This is a genomic window from Bacillus sp. B1-b2 (assembly GCF_009183415.1).
GTDB lineage: Bacteria > Bacillota > Bacilli > Bacillales > Cytobacillaceae > Niallia.
Genome location: NZ_WEHU01000019.1, coordinates 39942 through 59927, shown reverse-complemented (window position 1 = coordinate 59927; position 19986 = coordinate 39942). Strand labels below are relative to the sequence as shown.

The window sequence follows — 19986 nt, the reverse complement described above, 5'->3', positions numbered from 1 at the left end:
AATGAGTACCGTATCATAATGAGAAATAAGAGTGTCGATTATACACTCTGCTTTTTTCTAATATAAGGAGGAAATCAGATGTCAACAAAACGTCGTTTGTTTACTTCTGAATCGGTAACAGAAGGTCACCCAGATAAAATTTGTGATCAAATTTCAGATGCTATTTTAGATGCTATTTTAGCAAAAGATGCTAATGCACGTGTTGCTGCAGAAACATCTGTTACTACAGGATTAGTACTAGTTGCAGGAGAAATAACTACATCTACATATGTAGATATACCTAAAATTGTTCGAGAAACAATAAAAGAAATTGGTTATACTCGCGCTAAGTATGGTTTTGATGCGGAAACTAGCGCTGTATTAACGTCTATTGATGAACAATCAGCTGATATTGCACTTGGAGTAGACCAAGCTTTAGAAGCTCGTGAAGGTAAAATGACAGATGAAGAGATTGAAGCAATTGGTGCAGGTGACCAAGGTTTAATGTTTGGTTTTGCATGTAATGAAACGAAAGAGTTAATGCCACTTCCGATTTCATTAGCGCATAAATTATCTCGCAGATTAGCAGAAGTTAGAAAAGAAGAAATCTTACCATATCTGCGCCCAGATGGTAAAACACAAGTAACTGTTGAATATGATGAGAATAATCAACCAGTACGCGTGGATACCATTGTTATCAGCACACAACATCATCCTGAGGTTACATTGGAGCAAATTCAACGAAATATTAAAGAATATGTTATTAACCATGTTGTACCTGCAGAATTAATTGATGAAAATACTAAATATTTTATCAATCCAACAGGTCGATTCGTTATTGGTGGTCCACAAGGAGATGCTGGTCTTACTGGTCGCAAAATTATTGTTGATACTTACGGTGGTTATGCTCGTCATGGTGGGGGAGCTTTCTCAGGGAAAGATCCAACTAAAGTAGACCGTTCAGCAGCATATGCAGCACGATATGTAGCGAAAAATATTGTGGCAGCAGGACTTGCAGACAAGGTAGAAGTACAATTAGCGTATGCAATTGGAGTAGCTCAACCTGTATCTATTTCTGTTGATACGTTTGGAACAGGTGTTGTCTCAGAAGATCAATTAGTAGAAGCAGTACGTGAAAACTTTGATCTTCGTCCAGCAGGAATTATTAATATGCTAGATTTACGTAAACCTATCTATAGACAAACAGCTGCTTATGGCCATTTTGGACGTACAGATGTTGATTTACCATGGGAACGTACGGATAAAGCAGAAATCATTAAGAATTCTATTAAAGGATAAAACAGTAAGAAAAAGTAATTTAGAAAGATAAAATAGAATTTTTATCCAGATGATTGTAGTGGAAGGGGTGAGACTCCTGTGGGATCTGCGAGACAGCTGAGACCCTGCAGGCTTTTAAGCCGAAGCGGCTCAGCGCGAGCCCCACGGAAAGCGAACTCCTGTAACGGAAATCATCCCCCTATTCAGCAAGGTGTTTAAATATACAACTATATATTCTCCCTATACTCCATAGAGGGTTTTTCGACAGCCTAAGAAAGAGAGTTGCAAATCTTGCAACTCTCTTTCTTTTTTTTACGTCTATTAATAAGTGGTCTCATTTGTAACACTAATTGTTTAAATGATTGATTTAATAAAACAAATAATAATGATGAAATTACATTTTTTATGATACAATAGTACCTTAAAGTGAGATGAAATATATCCTTTTGACTATTAACATATTGACTAGACAGTTGTATAGTTGTAATTTGATTAGGTTATAGTCTTTTTACCAATAACAAATAACAAATGATAAATGTATGAAACTGCTATTAAAATGGTTAGTAGAAACTAATTTATATGTACCCATCTATGTAGGAAAAGAAATGGAGAAGGTGAGAGTAATATGTGTGGTTTTGTTGGCTGTATACATGAAAAAGCACAAAACTTTCAGGAGAAAGATAAAGAATTATTCGCTGGAATGAACCGTGTTATAACGCATAGAGGTCCTGACGATGAAGGTTATTATTATGATAATCATATACAATTTGGTTTTCGCCGACTCAGTATTATTGATATTGAAAGTGGGCATCAGCCTTTAACATATGAAAATGAAAGGTATTGGATTATCTTCAATGGAGAGGTTTATAACTACCTAGAGATTAGACAAGAATTAATCGAATTAGGTTTAACTTTCCAGACGCATTCTGACACAGAAGTAATTATTGCACTTTTTAGTCATGAAAAAGAAAAAGCAGTAGAAAAATTACGTGGGATGTTCTCATTTTTAATTTGGGATAAACAAGAAGAAACTTTGTACGGAGCACGTGATCCTTTCGGAATTAAGCCTTTCTTCTATTTTGATGATGGAGAGAAGACGTTCTTTGCTTCAGAGAAGAAAAGTATAGTAATGGCTTTAGAAAGTGATGTACTTAATTACGAGGCACTTCAGCATTATTTAACGTATCAATTTGTTCCAGAACCGAGTACGATGTCGGAAGGAATTAAAAAATTAGAGCCAGGTCACTATTTTACTAAAAAATTAGGGCAACCAATGGAAATCAAGCGCTATTTTAAAGCAAACTTCCAACCAATTATTAAATCAGAAGATGATTTTGCTAAAGAAATAAAAGACGTCCTTTTTGATAGTGTAAAAATGCATATGAGAAGTGATGTACCAGTAGGTTCTTTCTTATCTGGAGGAATTGACTCATCTATTATTGCTAGTATTGCGAAAGAGTTTCATCCTAATATTAAGACGTTTTCAGTCGGATTTGAACATAACGGCTTTAGCGAAATTGATGTAGCAAAAGAAACAGCGGATAAATTAGGTTTAGAAAACATTAGCCATATTATTACTCCTGAAGAATACATGAATGAAATCCCTAGAATCATGTGGCATATGGACGACCCTCTAGCTGATCCTGCATGTGTTCCATTATATTTTGTTGCACGCGAAGCTAGAAAGCATGTAACAGTTGTATTATCAGGAGAAGGAGCAGATGAACTATTTGGTGGTTACAATATTTATAGAGAACCACAATCATTGGAAGTCTTTAATAAAATTCCAAAGGTAGGGAAATCTTTACTTCGTGCAATTGCAACAATACTTCCTGAAGGAGTTAAAGGAAAGAGCTTCATAGAACGTGGAGTAACTCCAATGGAAGAAAGATATATAGGAAATGCTAAGATGTTTACAGAATTGGAAAAAGAAAAGCTACTTTCTATGTATAATGGTGCATATCACTATACAGATATTACGAAGCCTCTTTATGCAGAAAGCAAAGGATACGATCCTGTAGATCAAATGCAATTTATTGACATCCATACTTGGATGAGAGGGGATATTTTATTAAAAGCTGATAAAATGACAATGGCTCATTCTTTAGAGTTACGTGTTCCTTTCTTAGATAAAGAAGTGTTTAAAGTAGCATCTAAGATACCTACTTCTTTAAAAACAGCTAATGGTACAACGAAGTATATACTTAGAAAAGCAGCAGAATCTTTTGTACCTGACCATGTATTAAATCGTAAAAAATTAGGCTTCCCTGTTCCTATTCGCCATTGGCTTAAAGCTGAAATGAATGAATGGGCTAAAAATATCATTAAAGAGAGCGACACAGAGCATCTCTTAAATAAATCAGTGGTACTTCAATTATTAGAAGACCATGTACAAGGTAAAGCAGATAATAGTCGTAAGATTTGGACTGTCTTAATGTTTATGGTTTGGCATAGTGTATATATAGAAAAAAAATATTCCTTCGAAAAGGAATATTTACAAGAGGGAATATTGGCTGTTAAGAATTAATTGTAATTGCTTGGCTTCCCATCTGCACCCAGGATTCTTCGAAATCCGCTATGGGTGCTTTTTTATTTTTTTCCCCAGTTAGTGGATCGTTGAAATATACATAATCTTGATCATATCCAGTAATTAAAACAGAATGCTCAGAATAAGTGATTTGAATTTCTCCGCTTGGCGTATTCCAAGTTCTAAATTGGTCATCTGACAACTTCTTAAACTTAGAATTTGTTATTACCCATACTGGATTATTGTTGGAAAGCTGTTTTTTAATTTCCTCGAAGTCTGATCCAGTAAAATCAACAATGGAACCAGGTAAGTACACTTCAGCAAGTTCAGCAATTGGTGTATGATAAACTCCTAAACCAGGGCCATTTAATGAATACATATCTCCTATAAACCCATCATTTGGGTTACCATAGTAAATTTGATTGCCATTCTTTGAGTAAGGAGTAGTATCCTTTTCTACTTCTTCAGCTAATGTCATTTTATCTACATCAATACCAGCATATTGTAGTAGCATCGCTAAACTAGTTACCTCACAGCCTCTAGGTAATTCTGGTAATTGATTAATGATTGGAGCATCTAATAAAACAGATTCTTTTATTTCCACTACTTCTTCTTTTTCTGTTATAGAAGCTTTTCTAGTCGTTTGGTTTGTTGTGAATTGTTTGGCATAAACCAATTCCTCTGTTTCATTAACGTATAGTAGCAATCCAGTTACTGTTAATAAGCATAAAAATATCGAAAGAAAGACACCTTTCATTAACTTTGATAATTTATTTTTTATACTTAAGAATAATAAGAACAGTACTCCTATTAAGGATAATAAGATAATAGTATCTGTGGTCATATTCTCACCCTTTAGTTATATTTATTTATATCGGTTAATTCGTATGAGTATTTAATACTATTCATAGTATTGTCATAAATAACAAGAACTTGTTTGGTTAATGCTACCTATTAACATCTTTGCTATAATTATGTTACCACTTGGGAATAATATAAAAACTCTTTAAACAAAACTATAATCCTTTAACCTTTAATTTTCCTTAAATCTTTTATTGATAGAAATTCATGTGAAAAATAAGGGGTGTGAAAAATGGTAAAGAAGAGTCATTTATTGAAGAACTGAAAGCATGATATCAACTAACATAGAAATCTTAATAGAATTATGAAGAAATTAAGTATAAAAACGGGGGAACATTTGTATGTGGAAATGGGAAGCAGAGGGCGATGCAAAAGCAGTAATTGTCATTGTACATGGTGCAATGGAACATCACGGGCGATATGGATGGTTAGTGGAAATGTTTCGTCTAGCTGGTTTTCATGTGGTGATGGGGGATCTTCCAGGGCAAGGCATGACCACTAGAGCAGATAGAGGACATATTGATTCATTTGATGATTATACAACTGAAATTAAAGACTGGATTCAAGCAGCCTATCAATTTGAGCTACCAGTATTTTTATTAGGTCATAGCATGGGGGGGCTAGCCTCCATCAGGCTTCTTCAAAAAGAAAAGCTGAAATTAGCGGGCCTAATCCTATCTTCACCATGTTTAGGGCTAGTAAATTACCCTTCTAAACTAATGAGTACTCTCTCTCTTTTGTTAAACAAAGTTTCACCAAAGCTAAGAATTAATTCGGGATTAACCATTGATATGGCAACAAGGAATGTAGAAGTGCGAGAAATTGACTGTAATGACACACTATATATTACAAAAGTATCTGTTCGGTGGTACCGAGAGCTACTTGAAGCAATGAAAGTAGCATTTATAGATGTAGCAAAATCACAGGATCTACCTTTATTGCTGATGCAGGGTGGTGGCGATTTAGTTGTAGATAAAAAAATGGTAAAGAGCTGGTTCAATATGGTACCATTGTCTGAAAAGAGGTATAAGGAATGGCCAGATTGTTACCATGAAATTTACAACGAGCCAGAGAGAGAGGAAGTCTTTGAATATACCAAAGATTTTATTATAAGCCAATTAAAAGCAATTGGATATCTTGTATAAGCGAGGTTTTTTAACATGTCTGTACCCAAAATGCCATTAACATTAATGTCAAAAGTATATTTAAAGGTTTTCCCTGCTGTACACAAGGAATTAAATTATTGGAAACAAAGAGCAAATAGCATTCCTAATCCTGAATTAAGGAAACAAGCCTTAGCAAGTATAGAGCATAAAACCTTCCATTGTGAGGGTGGATCTATTATGGCATTGATAGCGATGAAAAAATATAAAGAGGTAATCACATTTATAGTTGCTTATCAAACAATAAGTGATTATTTAGATAATCTTTGTGACAGAAGTACATCATTAGATCCAAAGGACTTCTCTGCTCTACATGAGGCAATGGAGCATGCATTAACAGTAGATGCTAAACCAACTAATTATTACCGTTATAGAGAGGATCAGGATGATGGCGGCTATTTATATGATTTAGCCAAAACTTGTCGAGATACTTTAAGTAAGTTGGATCATTATGAAAATATTAAGGCACAGCTTTTAGAACTTTGTCGTTATTATTGTGACTTACAAATACATAAGCATGTAATGTTTGAAGAGCGAATACCTCGTCTCAAGCTATGGTTTGAAGAGAATAAACATCAAGTTCCTCAAATGGAGTGGTATGAGTTTTCTGCATGTTCAGGCTCGACTTTAGGTATATTCTGCCTAGTTTCCTATGCATTTCGAGATGATTTTGATGAGTCTTATACTTACTTAATTCGTGATGGATATTTTCCTTATATTCAAGGTCTACATATATTATTAGATTACTTTATTGATCAAGAGGAAGATAAAGTAGGTGGAGATTTAAACTTTTGCTTTTATTATAAGGATGAGTCAGAATTATTTAATCGCTTAAAGCATTTTGTAGAAGAAGCGGACAAGCATACAAATAAACTACCACATCAAAAGTTTCATAAGTTAATCAATAGAGGCTTACTTGGAGTATATTTGTCAGATGAAAAAGTGAACGAACAGCATAACATCCGAAAATTAGCTAAAGATATGATTAAGACCTCAGGACCAATAGGATATTTCTTTTATCTAAATGGCAGAGCTTATAGAAAATGGCAAAAAAGAATTCCTGCGAATGTGGGAAGATCTGTTAGTAAATAGAGAGTTAGGAAACTAACGTTATTTAAGGTGATTTATAATTTATTGTGAAAAAGTAAAGACCCAAACTATAAAAAATTTGGGTCTTTGAATTATTTTATTTTCTCAATAGCAACTATAAACGGTGGGTTATTTGCACCATTAATAAATTGATATTGAAGGACATGTGCTTCTTTTTGATTAATGCTCTTAACATAAGATAGTAGCTTGTCTCTCTCCACTGCACCTTCTTCATGTCCATGATAGATAACCAATACAATAATTCCCTCTGGTGCAAGAACGTGCAAAAGCTGTTCAATTGCAGAGATGGTGGTATTAGCTTGTGTAACAATTGACTTATCTCCGCCAGGCAAATAGCCTAAGTTAAAAATAGCACCAGAAACTTTGCTGTGTAACTCTTTAGGAATGGTTTCACTGATATGTTGATGTCCACAAAGATGAAGAGAAGCATTTTGTATGTTTTGATTCGTTAATTTTTCTTGTGTAGAGCGCAATGCTTCCTCTTGAATGTCAAAGCTATAGACCTTTCCTTTTTCCCCTACAAGATGTGCTAAGAATAAGGTGTCATGTCCATTCCCCATCGTTGCATCTACAGCAATATCTCCATCTCCAATGCATTTTTGAAGTAATTGATGAGAAAATGGTAATACTCGATCTAGCTTCATAGGATTACCTTAGAACTTTCTTGATAGAATTTTCCTTGCCAACTATTTCTTCGCTTCAATTCCGCATCAATACTATTCAATACTTCCCATTTATTAACACTCCACATTGGTCCTACCATTAAGTCAATTGGGCCATCACCAGTAATTCGATGTATGATCATTTCAGGTGGAAGAATTTCCAGTTGATCACATACTAAGGAAACATATTCATCTAAACTTAAAAATTGAAGCAATCCTTTTTCATACTGTTTAACCATTGGAGTGCCTTTTAATAAATGAAGAAGATGAATTTTTATTCCTTGTACATCTAACTTGCTAACACTTCTTGCACTTTCCATCATCATTTCATTTGTTTCCATCGGTAGACCATTAATGATATGAGAACAAATGCGTATATTATGCTTTCTTAACTTTTCAACCCCTTCTACATAGGTTTGGAAGTCATGTGCTCGATTTATCATTTTTGCAGTAGATTCATGCACTGTTTGTAAGCCTAATTCAACCCATAAATACGTCCGTTCGTTTAATTCGGCTAAATATTCCACTACATCATCAGGCAAGCAATCTGGACGAGTTGCAATGGAGAGAGCTACAACATTCTCTTGTTTTAAAACCGTCTCATACTTTTCACGAAGTACATCTACAGGAGCATGCGTATTCGTATATGCTTGGAAATAAGCCATATATTTGCCATCTTTCCACTTATGATGCATTTTATTTTTAATATCATGGAATTGCTTTTCTAAGCTGTCTACTCTATTTCCTGCAAAGTCTCCCGATCCTGCTGCACTACAAAATGTACACCCGCCATGTGCAACGGTTCCATCTCTATTTGGGCAATCAAAGCCACCATCTAAAGCTACTTTAAAAACTTTATGGCCAAATTCATTTCTTAAGTGATAATTCCATGTGTGATAACGTTTATTATCAGATGCATATGGAAAAGGGTTGGTCTGATTCATATCAGAAGCCTCCTTCTAGAATAACAACATGTTGTTGGATAAATTTTTACATTACTAATTATGTTCACTTCTTCACTTTGAAATTTTACCATGTCTTTTGGCTTTCTCCAATAGTAAGAATAGATAGTAAAGAAAAGGAAGTTATAAGAATTCACAATCTAACAGATACTACTGTGGAAGAAGCAGTAAAGCTTCTACGTATTAGATTGTTGGGAGGGTAACGAATGGCTACTCGTCAATCCATGGAAGAATTATTAGTTAGATGCAATGAGGCTATTAGTTATGCAGAGAATCAATATGAAATTGCTAATAGACAAGAACATTATAATGCCAATGAATATACAGATGCACAGCTGCAGTTAGAGCATGTTTATAATGATCTGCACACAATGGATCATAGTGCTAATCAACAACAGAGAGAGCAAATTCATCGTATGAGGCTATTGGTTACACAATTGCAAAATCAAATGACGGTAAAATTGCACTAGGAGGATTATCTTTATGACTAAAAAATCAAAACAAAATAATCCAGAACAGAAAACAAGAAATGGAATTAATAATCAAGATGTTGAATTTGGTAACGATACAGATGTAGTAAAGAAAGCGAAGCTAAAATATGAACAATCTGGTGGTCAGCCAGCTAAATCAAAAACGAGACAAGAATAAAAAAGGTCTGACCAGAAGACAAATCTTCTGGTCAAACCGTTTCCTTCTATGCCTTAACTTTTGGTGGAACCTTTGAAAGAGCCTTAGCTGGATAATCATAAAAATATGCAGCAAGTAAACTAATAATAAGCAACACGATTAAGATAGGGATAAGAAAATCTATTCCTTTGTAGTCTACAAGCATCCCACCAAGTAAAGGTCCAATCATTCTTCCTCCAGTAGCTGTACTGTTTACAATGCCTTGAAAGAAGCCTTCTCGACCTTTTGGGGCTAATTTATCTGCAATAGTTGGAACTGCTGGCCATACGAGCATTTCACCAATCGTTAGAATAATCATAGCTACAAGAAAGCCAGTAAATATTTCAGCTTTTCCAAGTAATAGAAAAGAAAGAATGAAAATAAAAATGCCAATAACCATTTGTTTTTTTATAGAAGTACATATTTTCTTTGTAAATAAAGAGACAAGTGGTTGACCAAATACTATTAGACCACCATTGACTGCCCAAAGAATACTATATTGAGTTAGCGGAATTCCTAACTCCTGTGTATGAGTAGAGATGGTTGCCTGCCACTGAACGTAACAAATCCAACATAATAAGTATCCAATACCTAATATGCTTAAGGAATACATGGCTGGATTACGCTTTGAGCTAAGTTTATTTTTAGTCGCTAGAACATTCTCCTTTATAGCAGGCGCAGCTTTTACCTGAATTCCTTTATAAAATAAGAAGGCAATAATAAAGAACATAATGTACATAATGGTGTTTGATAGGAATATCAATTGGAAGGAATAAGAGGCGATTACTCCACCAATGGCAGAACCAAGTGCGACTCCTACATTTTGAGCAACATAAATGCTATTAAATGCTTTTCTACCACCTTCTGGCCATACATTTCCAGCCATTGCATACATACTAGGATAAATAATTCCAGAGCCAAATCCAGATAAAACAAAGAAAAGACAGTATGCAGTCCAAGTATGAAATAAAGTTAAACCTAATAGAGAGAAAACCGTGAAGGATATTCCGATTAAAATCGAATAATAACCTCCAATTTTATCATAGAGTGTTCCTCCAAATAAATTACCGATAACACTCGCTAATGAATTTAGCATTAGGATAAATCCGGCAACCGTAAGAGATTTACCTAAATGTTCGTGAATGTATATACTGTTTAATGGCCATAGAAGGGACGATCCTGTTACATTAACAGCCATACCAATAACTAAAAGCCAAAGAGAACGAGGCATTAAATATGCTCCTTTACTACATAGTTTCTATTTAACAAAAATAAGTGTAGATGCTTTTTGATAAAGCTGCAATAGTTATACAACTAATTACGTTAAAGCCGAAATATTCAGTTAAAGTATAGGCTTGCTGAATAATTTATTTGAAAAATTAGATTTTTTTCATTAAAGTAAAAGTACAGATAAAATTCTTACCGAAGAAAGGAATATAGCATGACAAAAATATGTTTAATTAGGCATGGAGAAACCGATTGGAATTCACAAGGAAGAATTCAAGGGAAAACAGATATCCCCTTAAATGAAACGGGGAAGGAGCAGGCGGAAAGATGTAGAGATTTTTTGCTAAAGGATACTCAATGGGATGTTATCATTACAAGTCCTCTTAAAAGAGCAAAACAGACAGCTGCTATTATTAATGAAGCTTTGCAACTACCTGTTATAGAGATGGAGGAGTTCATGGAACGTAGTTTTGGAGATGCAGAAGGAAAGACTAGAGAAGAAAGAGAAAGGTTATATCCTGATTTTAACTATCCTAATCAGGAAAGTAGAGAAGCACTAATAGAGAGAATTAACTATGGTTTAAAGCAAATACTCCAACAGTACCCCTCCAAGAAGGTATTGCTAGTTGCCCATGGAGCAGTTATACATACTTTATTATCTTTTATTTCCGAAGAAACTTTCACAATGGATCAGTACTTAATGAATGCATGTATAAGCAATATCCAATATATAGAACCAGCTTGGTCTATTCAGAACTATAACTTTATTGAGCATTTGCAATAAAAGATACCATTAAGTAGGGGAGAGTGTATCAACGTGCATGATTATCGAGCATATATGGACAAAAATATAGAATTAAATCCCATAAAAAAAGGGAAGTTAGATGGCTTAACTTTTGCAGTAAAAGATGTATTTTCGATTAAAGGATATACTTCCTCAGCAGGTAATCCTGATTGGCTTGCTACACATGAACCAGCAAAACAAACAGCCGTTTCTATACAGACATTATTGGAAAATGGTGCAAGTTTAATGGGAACAACTATCACAGATGAATTAATGTACAGTCTAAATGGAGAGAATTATCATTATGGTACGCCTATTAATCCAAAGGATAAAAATAGAATTCCTGGTGGATCCTCTTGTGGATCAGCTGTTACAGTAGCAGCAGGACAAAGTGATTTTTCCTTAGGAACCGATACAGGAGGATCTGTTAGAATTCCATCTAGCTACTGTGGAATTTATGGAATAAGACCAACACACGGCGTTGTGAATATAGATGGTGTGATTCCACTAGCCAAAAGTTTTGATACAGTAGGATGGATGGCAACTAATCCTGAAACACTTCTAAAAGTAGGGGAAACATTATTACCACTAAATAAAACGGGAGAGTTTACTAGATTTATAGTGGCAGAGGATGCATGGGAGTTATTAGATACGGAGGTAGTTTCTGCTTATGACCCTATCTTAACAAGTATTAAAAATTCTATTAATCAATGTGAGACTACTGTCCTAGCAAAAGAAGGTTTAAAAGAGTGGGCAGAAACTTTTCGTATTTTACAAGGATTAGAAATATGGGAAGAACATAAGGAGTGGATCACACGGGAAAAGCCAATGTTCGGTCCAGGAATTGCTGAAAGATTTCATATGGCAAGTTTATTGAATCCTAATGATAAAGAGAAACATAGCAAGAAAAGAAGTATAATACGAGACAAAATGGAAAAACTTTTAGAGGATGATGGGGTTCTTATCATTCCAACAGCTCCAGGAATTGCTCCATTACTACACTTACCAGTGGCAGAGTTAGAAGAGAAAAGAAGCAAGACCTTACAATTATGCTGTATTGCAGGGTTATCAGGATTACCACAGGTTAATATACCAATAAGTGAATGGAATGGTGTACCAATCGGTCTTTCTTTTATTGCTGGTAAGAATCAAGATCTAAAGTTATTACACTATATACTTGAATGGTCGAAAACTATTTCTTTAAATGGAACAACTGAATAACAATAGCATATGATGAAAAAAAGTGCTTGCAAGGTAGTGGGAATGATAGATGAAGTGTGTGGCACTAGTCTGAAAACTACTTGCAACATGAAACAAAATACAATACAATAAACAACATATAGATTCAATAACATGGATAAGGAATAGTAAAGATGTCCTTTTGAAACAATAGAGAACTGACGGGTGGTGCAAGTCAGTCAAAAACATCTCGAACTCGCCTTTGAGTTGCAAGTGTGAATGATTAGTAATGCTTGCCGTAGTTCTTGCGTTAAAAGAGTTTGAGCGAGTGATTATTTCACTAATTGTGGGTGGTACCGCGGGAGAATATATACATAATGCCTCTCGTCCCTTTTTATAGGGATGGGAGGCTTTTTTATGCTATAAAGAAAAAATAAGGAAGAGTTTTAGGAGGATTAGAAAGATGAGTTTTAATCATCAGGAAATAGAAAAGAAATGGCAAACATATTGGGAAGATAAAAAAACATTTAAAACGAGTGAAGATAAGGGCAAGAAAAAATTCTACGCATTAGATATGTTTCCGTATCCATCTGGAGCAGGACTTCATGTAGGTCATCCAGAGGGTTATACAGCTACTGATATTCTTTCAAGAATGAAAAGAATGCAAGATTTTAATGTTCTTCATCCAATGGGTTGGGATGCATTCGGTCTACCAGCAGAACAATATGCATTAGACACAGGTAACCATCCAGCAGCATTTACACAAAAAAATATTGATACTTTTCGTCGTCAAATCAAATCATTAGGATTTTCGTATGATTGGGATCGTGAAATCAATACAACTGATCCAGAATACTATAAATGGACACAATGGATTTTCCTAAAATTATATGAAAAAGGATTAGCATATGTGGACGAAGTAGCAGTTAACTGGTGTCCTGCTCTAGGAACAGTTCTTGCGAATGAAGAAGTAATTGATGGGAAAAGTGAACGTGGTGGACACCCTGTAGAAAGACGTCCAATGCGTCAATGGGTGTTAAGAATTACGGCATATGCAGATCGCTTAATTGAAGATTTAAATGAAGTGGATTGGCCAGATAGCATTAAAGAAATGCAACGTAACTGGATTGGGCGTTCAGAAGGTGCTGAAGTAACATTCCAAATTGAAAATCATGAAGATACTTTTACTGTATTTACTACAAGACCTGATACCTTATTTGGTGCAACGTATGCAGTTTTAGCTCCAGAACATACACTTGTTGATAAAATTACTACAGCTGATCAAAAATCTGCAGTAGAAGCATATTTAGAAAAAATCAAAAGCAAAAGTGATTTAGAAAGAACAGATTTAGCAAAAGAGAAAACAGGCGTATTTACTGGAGCTTATGCAATTAATCCTAGTAACGGCGAAAAAATGCCAATATGGATTGCTGATTATGTTCTAGTGAGTTATGGAACTGGAAGCATTATGGCTGTTCCAGCACATGATGAAAGAGATTATGAATTTGCTAAAACATTCGATTTGCCAATTAAAGAGGTTGTAGCAGGTGGGAATGTTGAAAACGAAGCATATACTGGTGATGGAAAACATGTGAACTCTGAATTTTTAGATGGCTTAAATAAAGAAGAAGCTATTACAAAAATGATCGCATGGTTAGAAGAAAAAGAAATTGGTACGAAAAAAATAACGTATCGCTTAAGAGATTGGTTATTTAGTCGTCAAAGATATTGGGGAGAACCAATTCCAATCATTCATTGGGAAGATGGCACGATGACAGGTGTTCCGGAAGAAGAACTGCCATTAACTCTTCCAGAAACATCTGAAATTAAACCATCTGGTACAGGTGAGTCTCCACTAGCAAATATATCAGAATGGGTTAATGTAGTAGACCCAGTAACAGGTAAAAAAGGCAGACGTGAAACAAATACAATGCCACAATGGGCTGGAAGCAGCTGGTATTATTTACGTTATATTGATCCAAAAAATAGTGAAGTAATTGCAGATCCAGAGAAAATTAAAGAATGGCTACCTGTAGACATTTATATTGGTGGAGTAGAGCATGCGGTGCTACATTTACTTTACGCACGTTTCTGGCATAAAGTTTTATACGATTTAGGCGTTGTTCCAACGAAAGAGCCATTCCAAAAGTTATTTAACCAAGGAATGATCTTAGGTGAGAATAATGAAAAAATGAGTAAATCAAAAGGGAATGTAGTGAACCCTGACGAGATCGTTGAAAGCCATGGTGCTGATACTCTGCGCTTGTATGAAATGTTCATGGGCCCATTAGATGCAGCAATTGCGTGGTCTACAAACGGATTAGATGGTGCTAGAAGATTCTTAGACCGTACATGGAGACTATTAGTTGATGAGAATGGAGAGCTATCTCCTAAGGTTAAGGATGTAGAAGAAGCAAAAGGGCTTGATAAAATTTATCATCAAACTGTTAAGAAAGTAACAGAAGATTTTGAAGGGTTACGATTTAACACGGCAATCTCACAAATGATGGTCTTTATCAATGAATGTTACAAAGCAGATGTATTACCAAAGAAATATGTAGAAGGCTTTATTAAAATCCTATCTCCAATCTGTCCACATATGACAGAAGAACTTTGGCAAATTGTTACAAAATCTAATGAGACTATAAGCTACCAAGCTTGGCCAGCTTATGATGAAGCTAAGCTAGTGGATGATGAAGTTGAAATCGTTGTTCAAATCAACGGAAAAGTGAAAGCTAAACTAATGGTACCTGCAGGCGCTAATAAAGATGCATTAGAACAAATAGCAATGGAAGCAAGTGAAGTAAAAGAGCAAATCGATGGAAAAACAGTAAGAAAAGTAATTGCAGTTCCAGGGAAATTAGTGAATATTGTAGCTAATTAAATAAGAAAAACCTCGAAGGAAATTTCGAGGTTTTTTCTTTATATGGTGATTGTAAAGCATAGCAATTGCAACTAAAGTGAATTTGCTCTATATTACTAGGAGAAACTACAATTTACATAGAAACAATCATACTTTAGGAGGTATATATATATGAGTGAATTGAAAGTCATATCAGCAGATGAATTAGAACAAAAAATGAAAAATAAAGAGGAGCTAGAGCTTATAGATGTACGAGAAAATGACGAAGTAGCAGAAGGAATGATTCCTGGTGCTAAGCATATTCCAATGGGAAACATCCCTATGCATTTGGATCAACTTTCGACAGATAAAGAGTATATCATTGTTTGCCGAGCAGGTAGGAGAAGTGAGAATGTATGTTACTTCTTGCAAGACCATGGATATAAAGTAGTAAATATGGAAGGCGGCATGCTTGATTGGAAGGGAGAAACAATCTAAGTCTAAAAGGAATGTGATTGAAAAAATAAAAAACTGTCTATCCTGTTACTAATATCTTTAGGGAGAGGATAGACATGATTCAAGTAAAATTATTTGATCAAGAGCATGAAAAAGACTTAGAATTGCAAATGAATAAGTTTCTGTCTAAGATAGATGAGAAGAAGGTAGTCGATATTAAATATAATATCGCAGCTATCCAAGAAGACCAAAACGAACAAATTTATTGTTTTACTTCTATGATTATTTATAAAAGTTAATATTTGGTGTGATATAAAAGTGGATTTCTCTATTAGTAATCCACTTTTCAGTATGCTCTAAAATACTATAATGCGGGAGGATTTAATGAATTCAATGCATGTATCTTGTCTTCTAAATGTTCTTAGCATGAATACTAGCATTTACCCCAGCCAGTCTACCTGTTACAAATGCAGAGGTAATATTATAGCCACCCGTATAGCCATGAATATCAAGAATTTCTCCACAGAAAAATAATCCATTCATAAGCTTAGATTCCATTGTCTTAGGGACAATCTCTTTAATAGATACGCCACCGCCAGTAACAAAAGCTTTCTCTAAAGAAAGTGTGCCATTTACTTTAAAAGTGAATGCCTTACATAGATGGGTAAACTCTCTTAGTTTTTCTTGAGAGATAGTGTTACAAGTTGCTTGTGGGTCTATTTGAACCTTTTCTAATAAAAAGAGCAGATATCTCTCAACCAATTTTCCCTTTAGCGTGTTTTTGATTGCTTTTTTTGGTTCTGATTGAAGTAATTGCGTTAATTCTTGTAGTAATTGCTCTTCTTTTTGTTCAGGAAAAGAGTCAATTGATACATTTACTTCTTTTAAGTCCCATTTGTTCATTGCCTTTACTACAAATTGGCTACAGCGTAAAACAGCAGGTCCACTTATTCCAAAGTGAGTAAAAATCATGTCCATTTTATGAGTGATGAGGGCTTTACCTTTAGGGTTTAGTACACTTAAAGAAACATCTCGTAAAGATAATCCTTGTAAACTTTTATCTTGAATAAATGGTTCACTTGAGGTTACAGGAACTTCTGTAGGGAATAACTCTGTAATACTATGTCCAGCTTTTTCAGCCCAAGCATATCCATCTCCTGTAGAACCAGTATGAGGAACGGATTTACCTCCTACTGCGATAATAAGAGATTTACAAACTTCCTTTTTCCCATTTTGTAGAATGACATGTTTCATACCATCTTCCGCAAATTCTACTGTTTCAACAGGAGAATTTGTTTGAATAGTGACATCTAATCGATCCAGTTCATTTAATAATGCATCTACAACATGTTGTGCTTTATTAGAAACGGGAAACATTCTCCCATGGTCTTCTTCTTTTAACTCGATTCCTAAGTTTTCGAAAAAAGTAATGATATCTTCATTATTAAACTCAGAAAATCCACTATATAAAAAACGTCCGTTCCCAGGGATGTGTTTAATAATTTCCTCGACAGGGAGTCTGTTTGTTACATTGCATCTGCCTCCACCAGAAATTGCCAGCTTTCGCCCTAGCTTGTTTCCTTTGTCTATAAGTAAAACGCGAGCGTTATTTTCAGCAGCACCAATAGCTGCCATTAAACCAGATGGACCTCCACCAATTACGATTACATCATATTGCATTTTTAAATCCTACTTTCTTTTACTTAAATATATTCGAGTATGAAAATTTTTTCTTCACAACAAAGTAGCGTTTCTTATTAAGAAAGGGTAAACTACAATTATGTGTTAAAAAATGGACAAGAATTAATTGTTATTCCGTATACTAACTTCGCTATTTTCATGGTAAAATACTTTGTTTATGTTATGCTTTTATGAGAGCTTCATTTAAGGAAGGGATTATATGTCGCAAAAATTGCTAAAAGGTACATTCATTCTAACGCTTGGAACGATTATATCAAAAGCGTTAGGTCTATTTTATGTTATACCATTTAATATGATAGTTGGAAAGCAAGGAACCATTCTATATCAATATTCCTATGTAGCTTATACTATTGTGATTAGCATTGCAACAGCAGGAATTCCACTTGCTGTGAGTAAGTTTATTTCTAAATATAATGCAATGGGAGAGTATAAGGTTGGGAGGAGACTGTTTAAATCAGGACTACTTATTATGCTATGTTCTGGTATTATGTCCTTTCTAGCACTTTATCTTCTTGCACCAGTTCTAGCTCATATGATTATTTCGGATAAAGATTTTACATCTACCGTCTCTCAAGTAACGACTGTTATTCGAGCAGTGAGCTTTGCGTTAATTGTGGTTCCATTTATGAGTCTTATAAGGGGATTCTTTCAGGGACATGATGCCATGACACCATCTGCTGTATCCACAGTAGTGGAGCAAATTGTCCGAGTTGTTTTCTTACTTGGAGGATCAGCTTTTGTACTCTATGTATTAAATGGAAAATTGCTTACGGCTGTAAGTGCTTCTGTTTTTGCAGCGTTCGTAGGAGCGCTTGGAGGATTAGCAGTCCTCTTTTGGTACTGGCAAAAAAGTAAAAATACGTATGATAGTCTGCTGTTAGATGATAAAGGCTCACTTACAGATATTCCTCTTTCCTCTATGTATAAAGAGATACTGATTTCAGCAGCACCATTTGTCTTTGTAGGACTTGCAAATCCGTTATTTCAATTAGTTGACACTCTTACATTTAATCGTGCAATGAGTAATATTGGGCTGCAATCTATTTCAGAAACAGCTTTAAACATTTTTAACTATCAGACGCATAAGATTATTATTATTCCAGTTTCACTTGCTACTGGATTTTCTATGGCATTAATTCCTATGATAACTCGAGCATTTGTAAAAGAAGATCGAACTGAGTTGTCTGCTAACTTAAATCAAACATTTCAAGTACTATTATTTATCACATTACCTGCATGTATAGGTATATCGGTATTAGCCGAACCAGTTTATCGTTTATTTTATCAAACAGAAGATTTATTAATGGGTGCTGAAGTACTTAGGGTATATGCTCCTGTTGCGATTCTTTTTTCTTTATATCCCGTAACTGCGGCGATTTTACAAGGGATAAATGAGCAACGTTTTACCGTATTAAGTTTATTAGTAGGAATATTACTAAAGTTGAGCTTAAATACTCCATTTATAGAGAAGTGGGAAACATATGGAGCTATTCTTGCTACAACAATAGGATACACTGTTTCTATTGTAATCAATTTAATTATCATTAGAATATATGCAAAATACTCCTTTAAAATGGTCTTTAGAAGAAGTGTCTTAATTGTTGGTTTCACAGGAATAATGTATATAGCTACAACATTAATGTATAAACTCTTAACTTTATTTTTATCAACAGAGTCTGCATTTTCTTCTTTAGTAATGGTGATAATTGTAGCTGGTGTTGGTATGTTAATCTATGTGTACCTAGCATATCGTTCCAAATTAGCGTATTTACTTTTTGGAGATCAAGCAGTAAAAATAAAGCGTAAGTTAAGAATTCCATTTTAATTTTTAGGTTGTGATGAGATGAGAATTGATAAGATGCTTGCCAATTTAGGATATGGCAGCAGAAAAGAAGTAAAAACGATATTGAAAAATAAAGCAGTAAAAGTAAATGGCGAAATAATAAAAGATGCCAAACATCATGTTGATCCTAAAGTAGATGAAATATATCTATACAATGAGTTAGTTGATTATAAGGAATATATTTATCTTATGATGAATAAGCCACCTGGTGTAATTTCAGCTACTGAAGATACTAGAGAAGAGACTGTAGTAGATATTCTGCAATTAGAGGATGCGGTGTATAACCCTTTTCCTGTTGGTAGATTGGATAAGGATACAGAAGGATTATTAATTCTAACAAACGATGGGAAATTATCGCATCGGTTACTTTCTCCAAAGAAACATGTTCCCAAAACATATTTTGCAGTTGTTAAAGGAATGGTTGGAGAAGAGGACGTTCTTGCTTTTAAAGAGGGAGTTACCTTGGATGATGGTTATGTTACAAAACCAGGACAGCTAACTGTCTTAAAATCAGGAGAAACTTCTGATATCGAATTAACAATCTCTGAAGGTAAATTTCATCAAGTGAAAAGAATGTTTGAAAGTGTTGGAAAAAAAGTGATTTATTTAAAACGTTTGTCCATGGGGCCACTTGAGCTTGATGAAACGTTAGAGTTAGGGGAATATCGTGAACTAACAGATGAGGAAGTAGAATTACTTCAAAATTATCAAGTGCAAGATGCATAAAATCATGTAATATGGATAAA

General features: G+C 34.6%; 18 protein-coding genes and 1 other annotated feature. Of the genes, 13 read left to right on the top strand and 5 right to left on the bottom strand.

Annotated elements, in window-relative coordinates; translation table 11 throughout:
* Nucleotides 1–78: 78 nt before the first annotated feature.
* Nucleotides 79–1278: a methionine adenosyltransferase gene (metK, locus tag F9279_RS17190; RefSeq protein WP_152115273.1), complete on the top strand. Its 1200-nt coding sequence runs from the start codon at nucleotides 79–81 to the stop codon at nucleotides 1276–1278.
* A gap of 604 nt (nucleotides 1279–1882) precedes the next feature.
* Complete coding sequence (asnB, locus tag F9279_RS17185; protein WP_152115271.1) at nucleotides 1883–3784, top strand: asparagine synthase (glutamine-hydrolyzing); 1902 nt, start codon at nucleotides 1883–1885, stop codon at nucleotides 3782–3784.
* Here asnB and F9279_RS17180 read toward each other — a convergent pair.
* Nucleotides 3774–4628, bottom strand: coding sequence for a C39 family peptidase (locus F9279_RS17180; protein ID WP_152115269.1), 855 nt, complete (start codon nucleotides 4626–4628; stop codon nucleotides 3774–3776). The two genes, asnB and F9279_RS17180, sit on opposite strands and share 11 nt — an antisense overlap.
* Nucleotides 4629–4986: 358 nt before the next feature.
* Here F9279_RS17180 and F9279_RS17175 point away from each other — a divergent pair, with 358 nt between their 5' ends.
* Both F9279_RS17175 and F9279_RS17170 read left to right on the top strand, forming a co-directional pair.
* Nucleotides 4987–5790 (top strand): alpha/beta hydrolase, encoded by an 804-nt coding sequence (locus F9279_RS17175; RefSeq protein ID WP_152115267.1) that lies wholly within the window; start codon nucleotides 4987–4989, stop codon nucleotides 5788–5790.
* Between the two features lie 15 nt (nucleotides 5791–5805).
* On the top strand, nucleotides 5806–6900 hold the full coding sequence (locus tag F9279_RS17170; protein ID WP_152115265.1) for a tetraprenyl-beta-curcumene synthase family protein: 1095 nt from the start codon (nucleotides 5806–5808) through the stop codon (nucleotides 6898–6900).
* 89 nt (nucleotides 6901–6989) lie between these two features.
* Here F9279_RS17170 and F9279_RS17165 read toward each other — a convergent pair whose 3' ends face one another.
* Together F9279_RS17165 and F9279_RS17160 are read right to left on the bottom strand one after the other, a co-directional pair.
* Nucleotides 6990–7562 carry a class I SAM-dependent methyltransferase gene (locus tag F9279_RS17165; protein WP_152115263.1) on the bottom strand — a complete coding sequence of 191 codons (573 nt, stop codon included), beginning with the start codon at nucleotides 7560–7562 and terminating at the stop codon, nucleotides 6990–6992.
* Nucleotides 7559–8524, bottom strand: a complete 966-nt coding sequence (locus tag F9279_RS17160) for a TIGR01212 family radical SAM protein (protein WP_152115261.1) — start codon at nucleotides 8522–8524, stop codon at nucleotides 7559–7561. The genes F9279_RS17165 and F9279_RS17160 overlap by 4 nt, the downstream gene beginning before the upstream one ends.
* Nucleotides 8525–8748: 224 nt before the next feature.
* Between F9279_RS17160 and F9279_RS17155 the strand changes: the two genes are divergently transcribed.
* Together F9279_RS17155 and F9279_RS17150 are read left to right on the top strand one after the other, a co-directional pair.
* On the top strand, nucleotides 8749–9012 hold the full coding sequence (locus tag F9279_RS17155; RefSeq protein WP_152115259.1) for a YtzC family protein: 264 nt from the start codon (nucleotides 8749–8751) through the stop codon (nucleotides 9010–9012).
* Nucleotides 9013–9025: 13 nt separating this feature from the next.
* Nucleotides 9026–9190 carry a glycogen biosynthesis protein GlgD gene (locus F9279_RS17150; RefSeq protein WP_152115257.1) on the top strand — a complete coding sequence of 55 codons (165 nt, stop codon included), beginning with the start codon at nucleotides 9026–9028 and terminating at the stop codon, nucleotides 9188–9190.
* Between the two features lie 46 nt (nucleotides 9191–9236).
* On the opposite strand, the gene F9279_RS17145 is transcribed toward F9279_RS17150, so the two are convergent.
* Nucleotides 9237–10439, bottom strand: a complete 1203-nt coding sequence (locus F9279_RS17145) for an MDR family MFS transporter (protein WP_152115255.1) — start codon at nucleotides 10437–10439, stop codon at nucleotides 9237–9239.
* A 210-nt stretch (nucleotides 10440–10649) separates the two neighbouring features.
* On the opposite strand from F9279_RS17145, the gene F9279_RS17140 reads away from it, so the two are divergent.
* From F9279_RS17140 to F9279_RS17120, 5 genes are all read left to right on the top strand, one after another.
* Nucleotides 10650–11219 (top strand): histidine phosphatase family protein, encoded by a 570-nt coding sequence (locus F9279_RS17140; RefSeq protein WP_152115253.1) that lies wholly within the window; start codon nucleotides 10650–10652, stop codon nucleotides 11217–11219.
* A 54-nt stretch (nucleotides 11220–11273) separates the two neighbouring features.
* Nucleotides 11274–12440, top strand: coding sequence for an amidase (locus tag F9279_RS17135; protein WP_152115324.1), 1167 nt, complete (start codon nucleotides 11274–11276; stop codon nucleotides 12438–12440).
* 124 nt (nucleotides 12441–12564) lie between these two features.
* Nucleotides 12565–12793: a binding site (T-box leader), on the top strand.
* Between the two features lie 68 nt (nucleotides 12794–12861).
* Entirely contained in the window at nucleotides 12862–15282 is a 2421-nt protein-coding gene (gene leuS / locus F9279_RS17130; RefSeq protein WP_152115251.1) for a leucine--tRNA ligase, read from the top strand.
* Nucleotides 15283–15432: 150 nt separating this feature from the next.
* Nucleotides 15433–15738, top strand: a complete 306-nt coding sequence (locus F9279_RS17125; protein ID WP_152115249.1) for a rhodanese-like domain-containing protein — start codon at nucleotides 15433–15435, stop codon at nucleotides 15736–15738.
* Between the two features lie 74 nt (nucleotides 15739–15812).
* Nucleotides 15813–15995 (top strand): sporulation protein Cse60, encoded by a 183-nt coding sequence (locus tag F9279_RS17120; protein WP_152115247.1) that lies wholly within the window; start codon nucleotides 15813–15815, stop codon nucleotides 15993–15995.
* A 112-nt stretch (nucleotides 15996–16107) separates the two neighbouring features.
* Here F9279_RS17120 and F9279_RS17115 read toward each other — a convergent pair whose 3' ends face one another.
* Nucleotides 16108–17376 (bottom strand): NAD(P)/FAD-dependent oxidoreductase, encoded by a 1269-nt coding sequence (locus F9279_RS17115; protein ID WP_152115245.1) that lies wholly within the window; start codon nucleotides 17374–17376, stop codon nucleotides 16108–16110.
* A 220-nt stretch (nucleotides 17377–17596) separates the two neighbouring features.
* Here F9279_RS17115 and F9279_RS17110 point away from each other — a divergent pair, with 220 nt between their 5' ends.
* A complete protein-coding gene (locus F9279_RS17110) occupies nucleotides 17597–19222 on the top strand; it encodes an oligosaccharide flippase family protein (RefSeq protein WP_152115243.1) in 1626 nt (541 codons plus the stop codon).
* Between the two features lie 18 nt (nucleotides 19223–19240).
* Nucleotides 19241–19966, top strand: coding sequence for a pseudouridine synthase (locus tag F9279_RS17105; RefSeq protein WP_152115241.1), 726 nt, complete (start codon nucleotides 19241–19243; stop codon nucleotides 19964–19966).
* Nucleotides 19967–19986 lie beyond the last annotated feature (20 nt).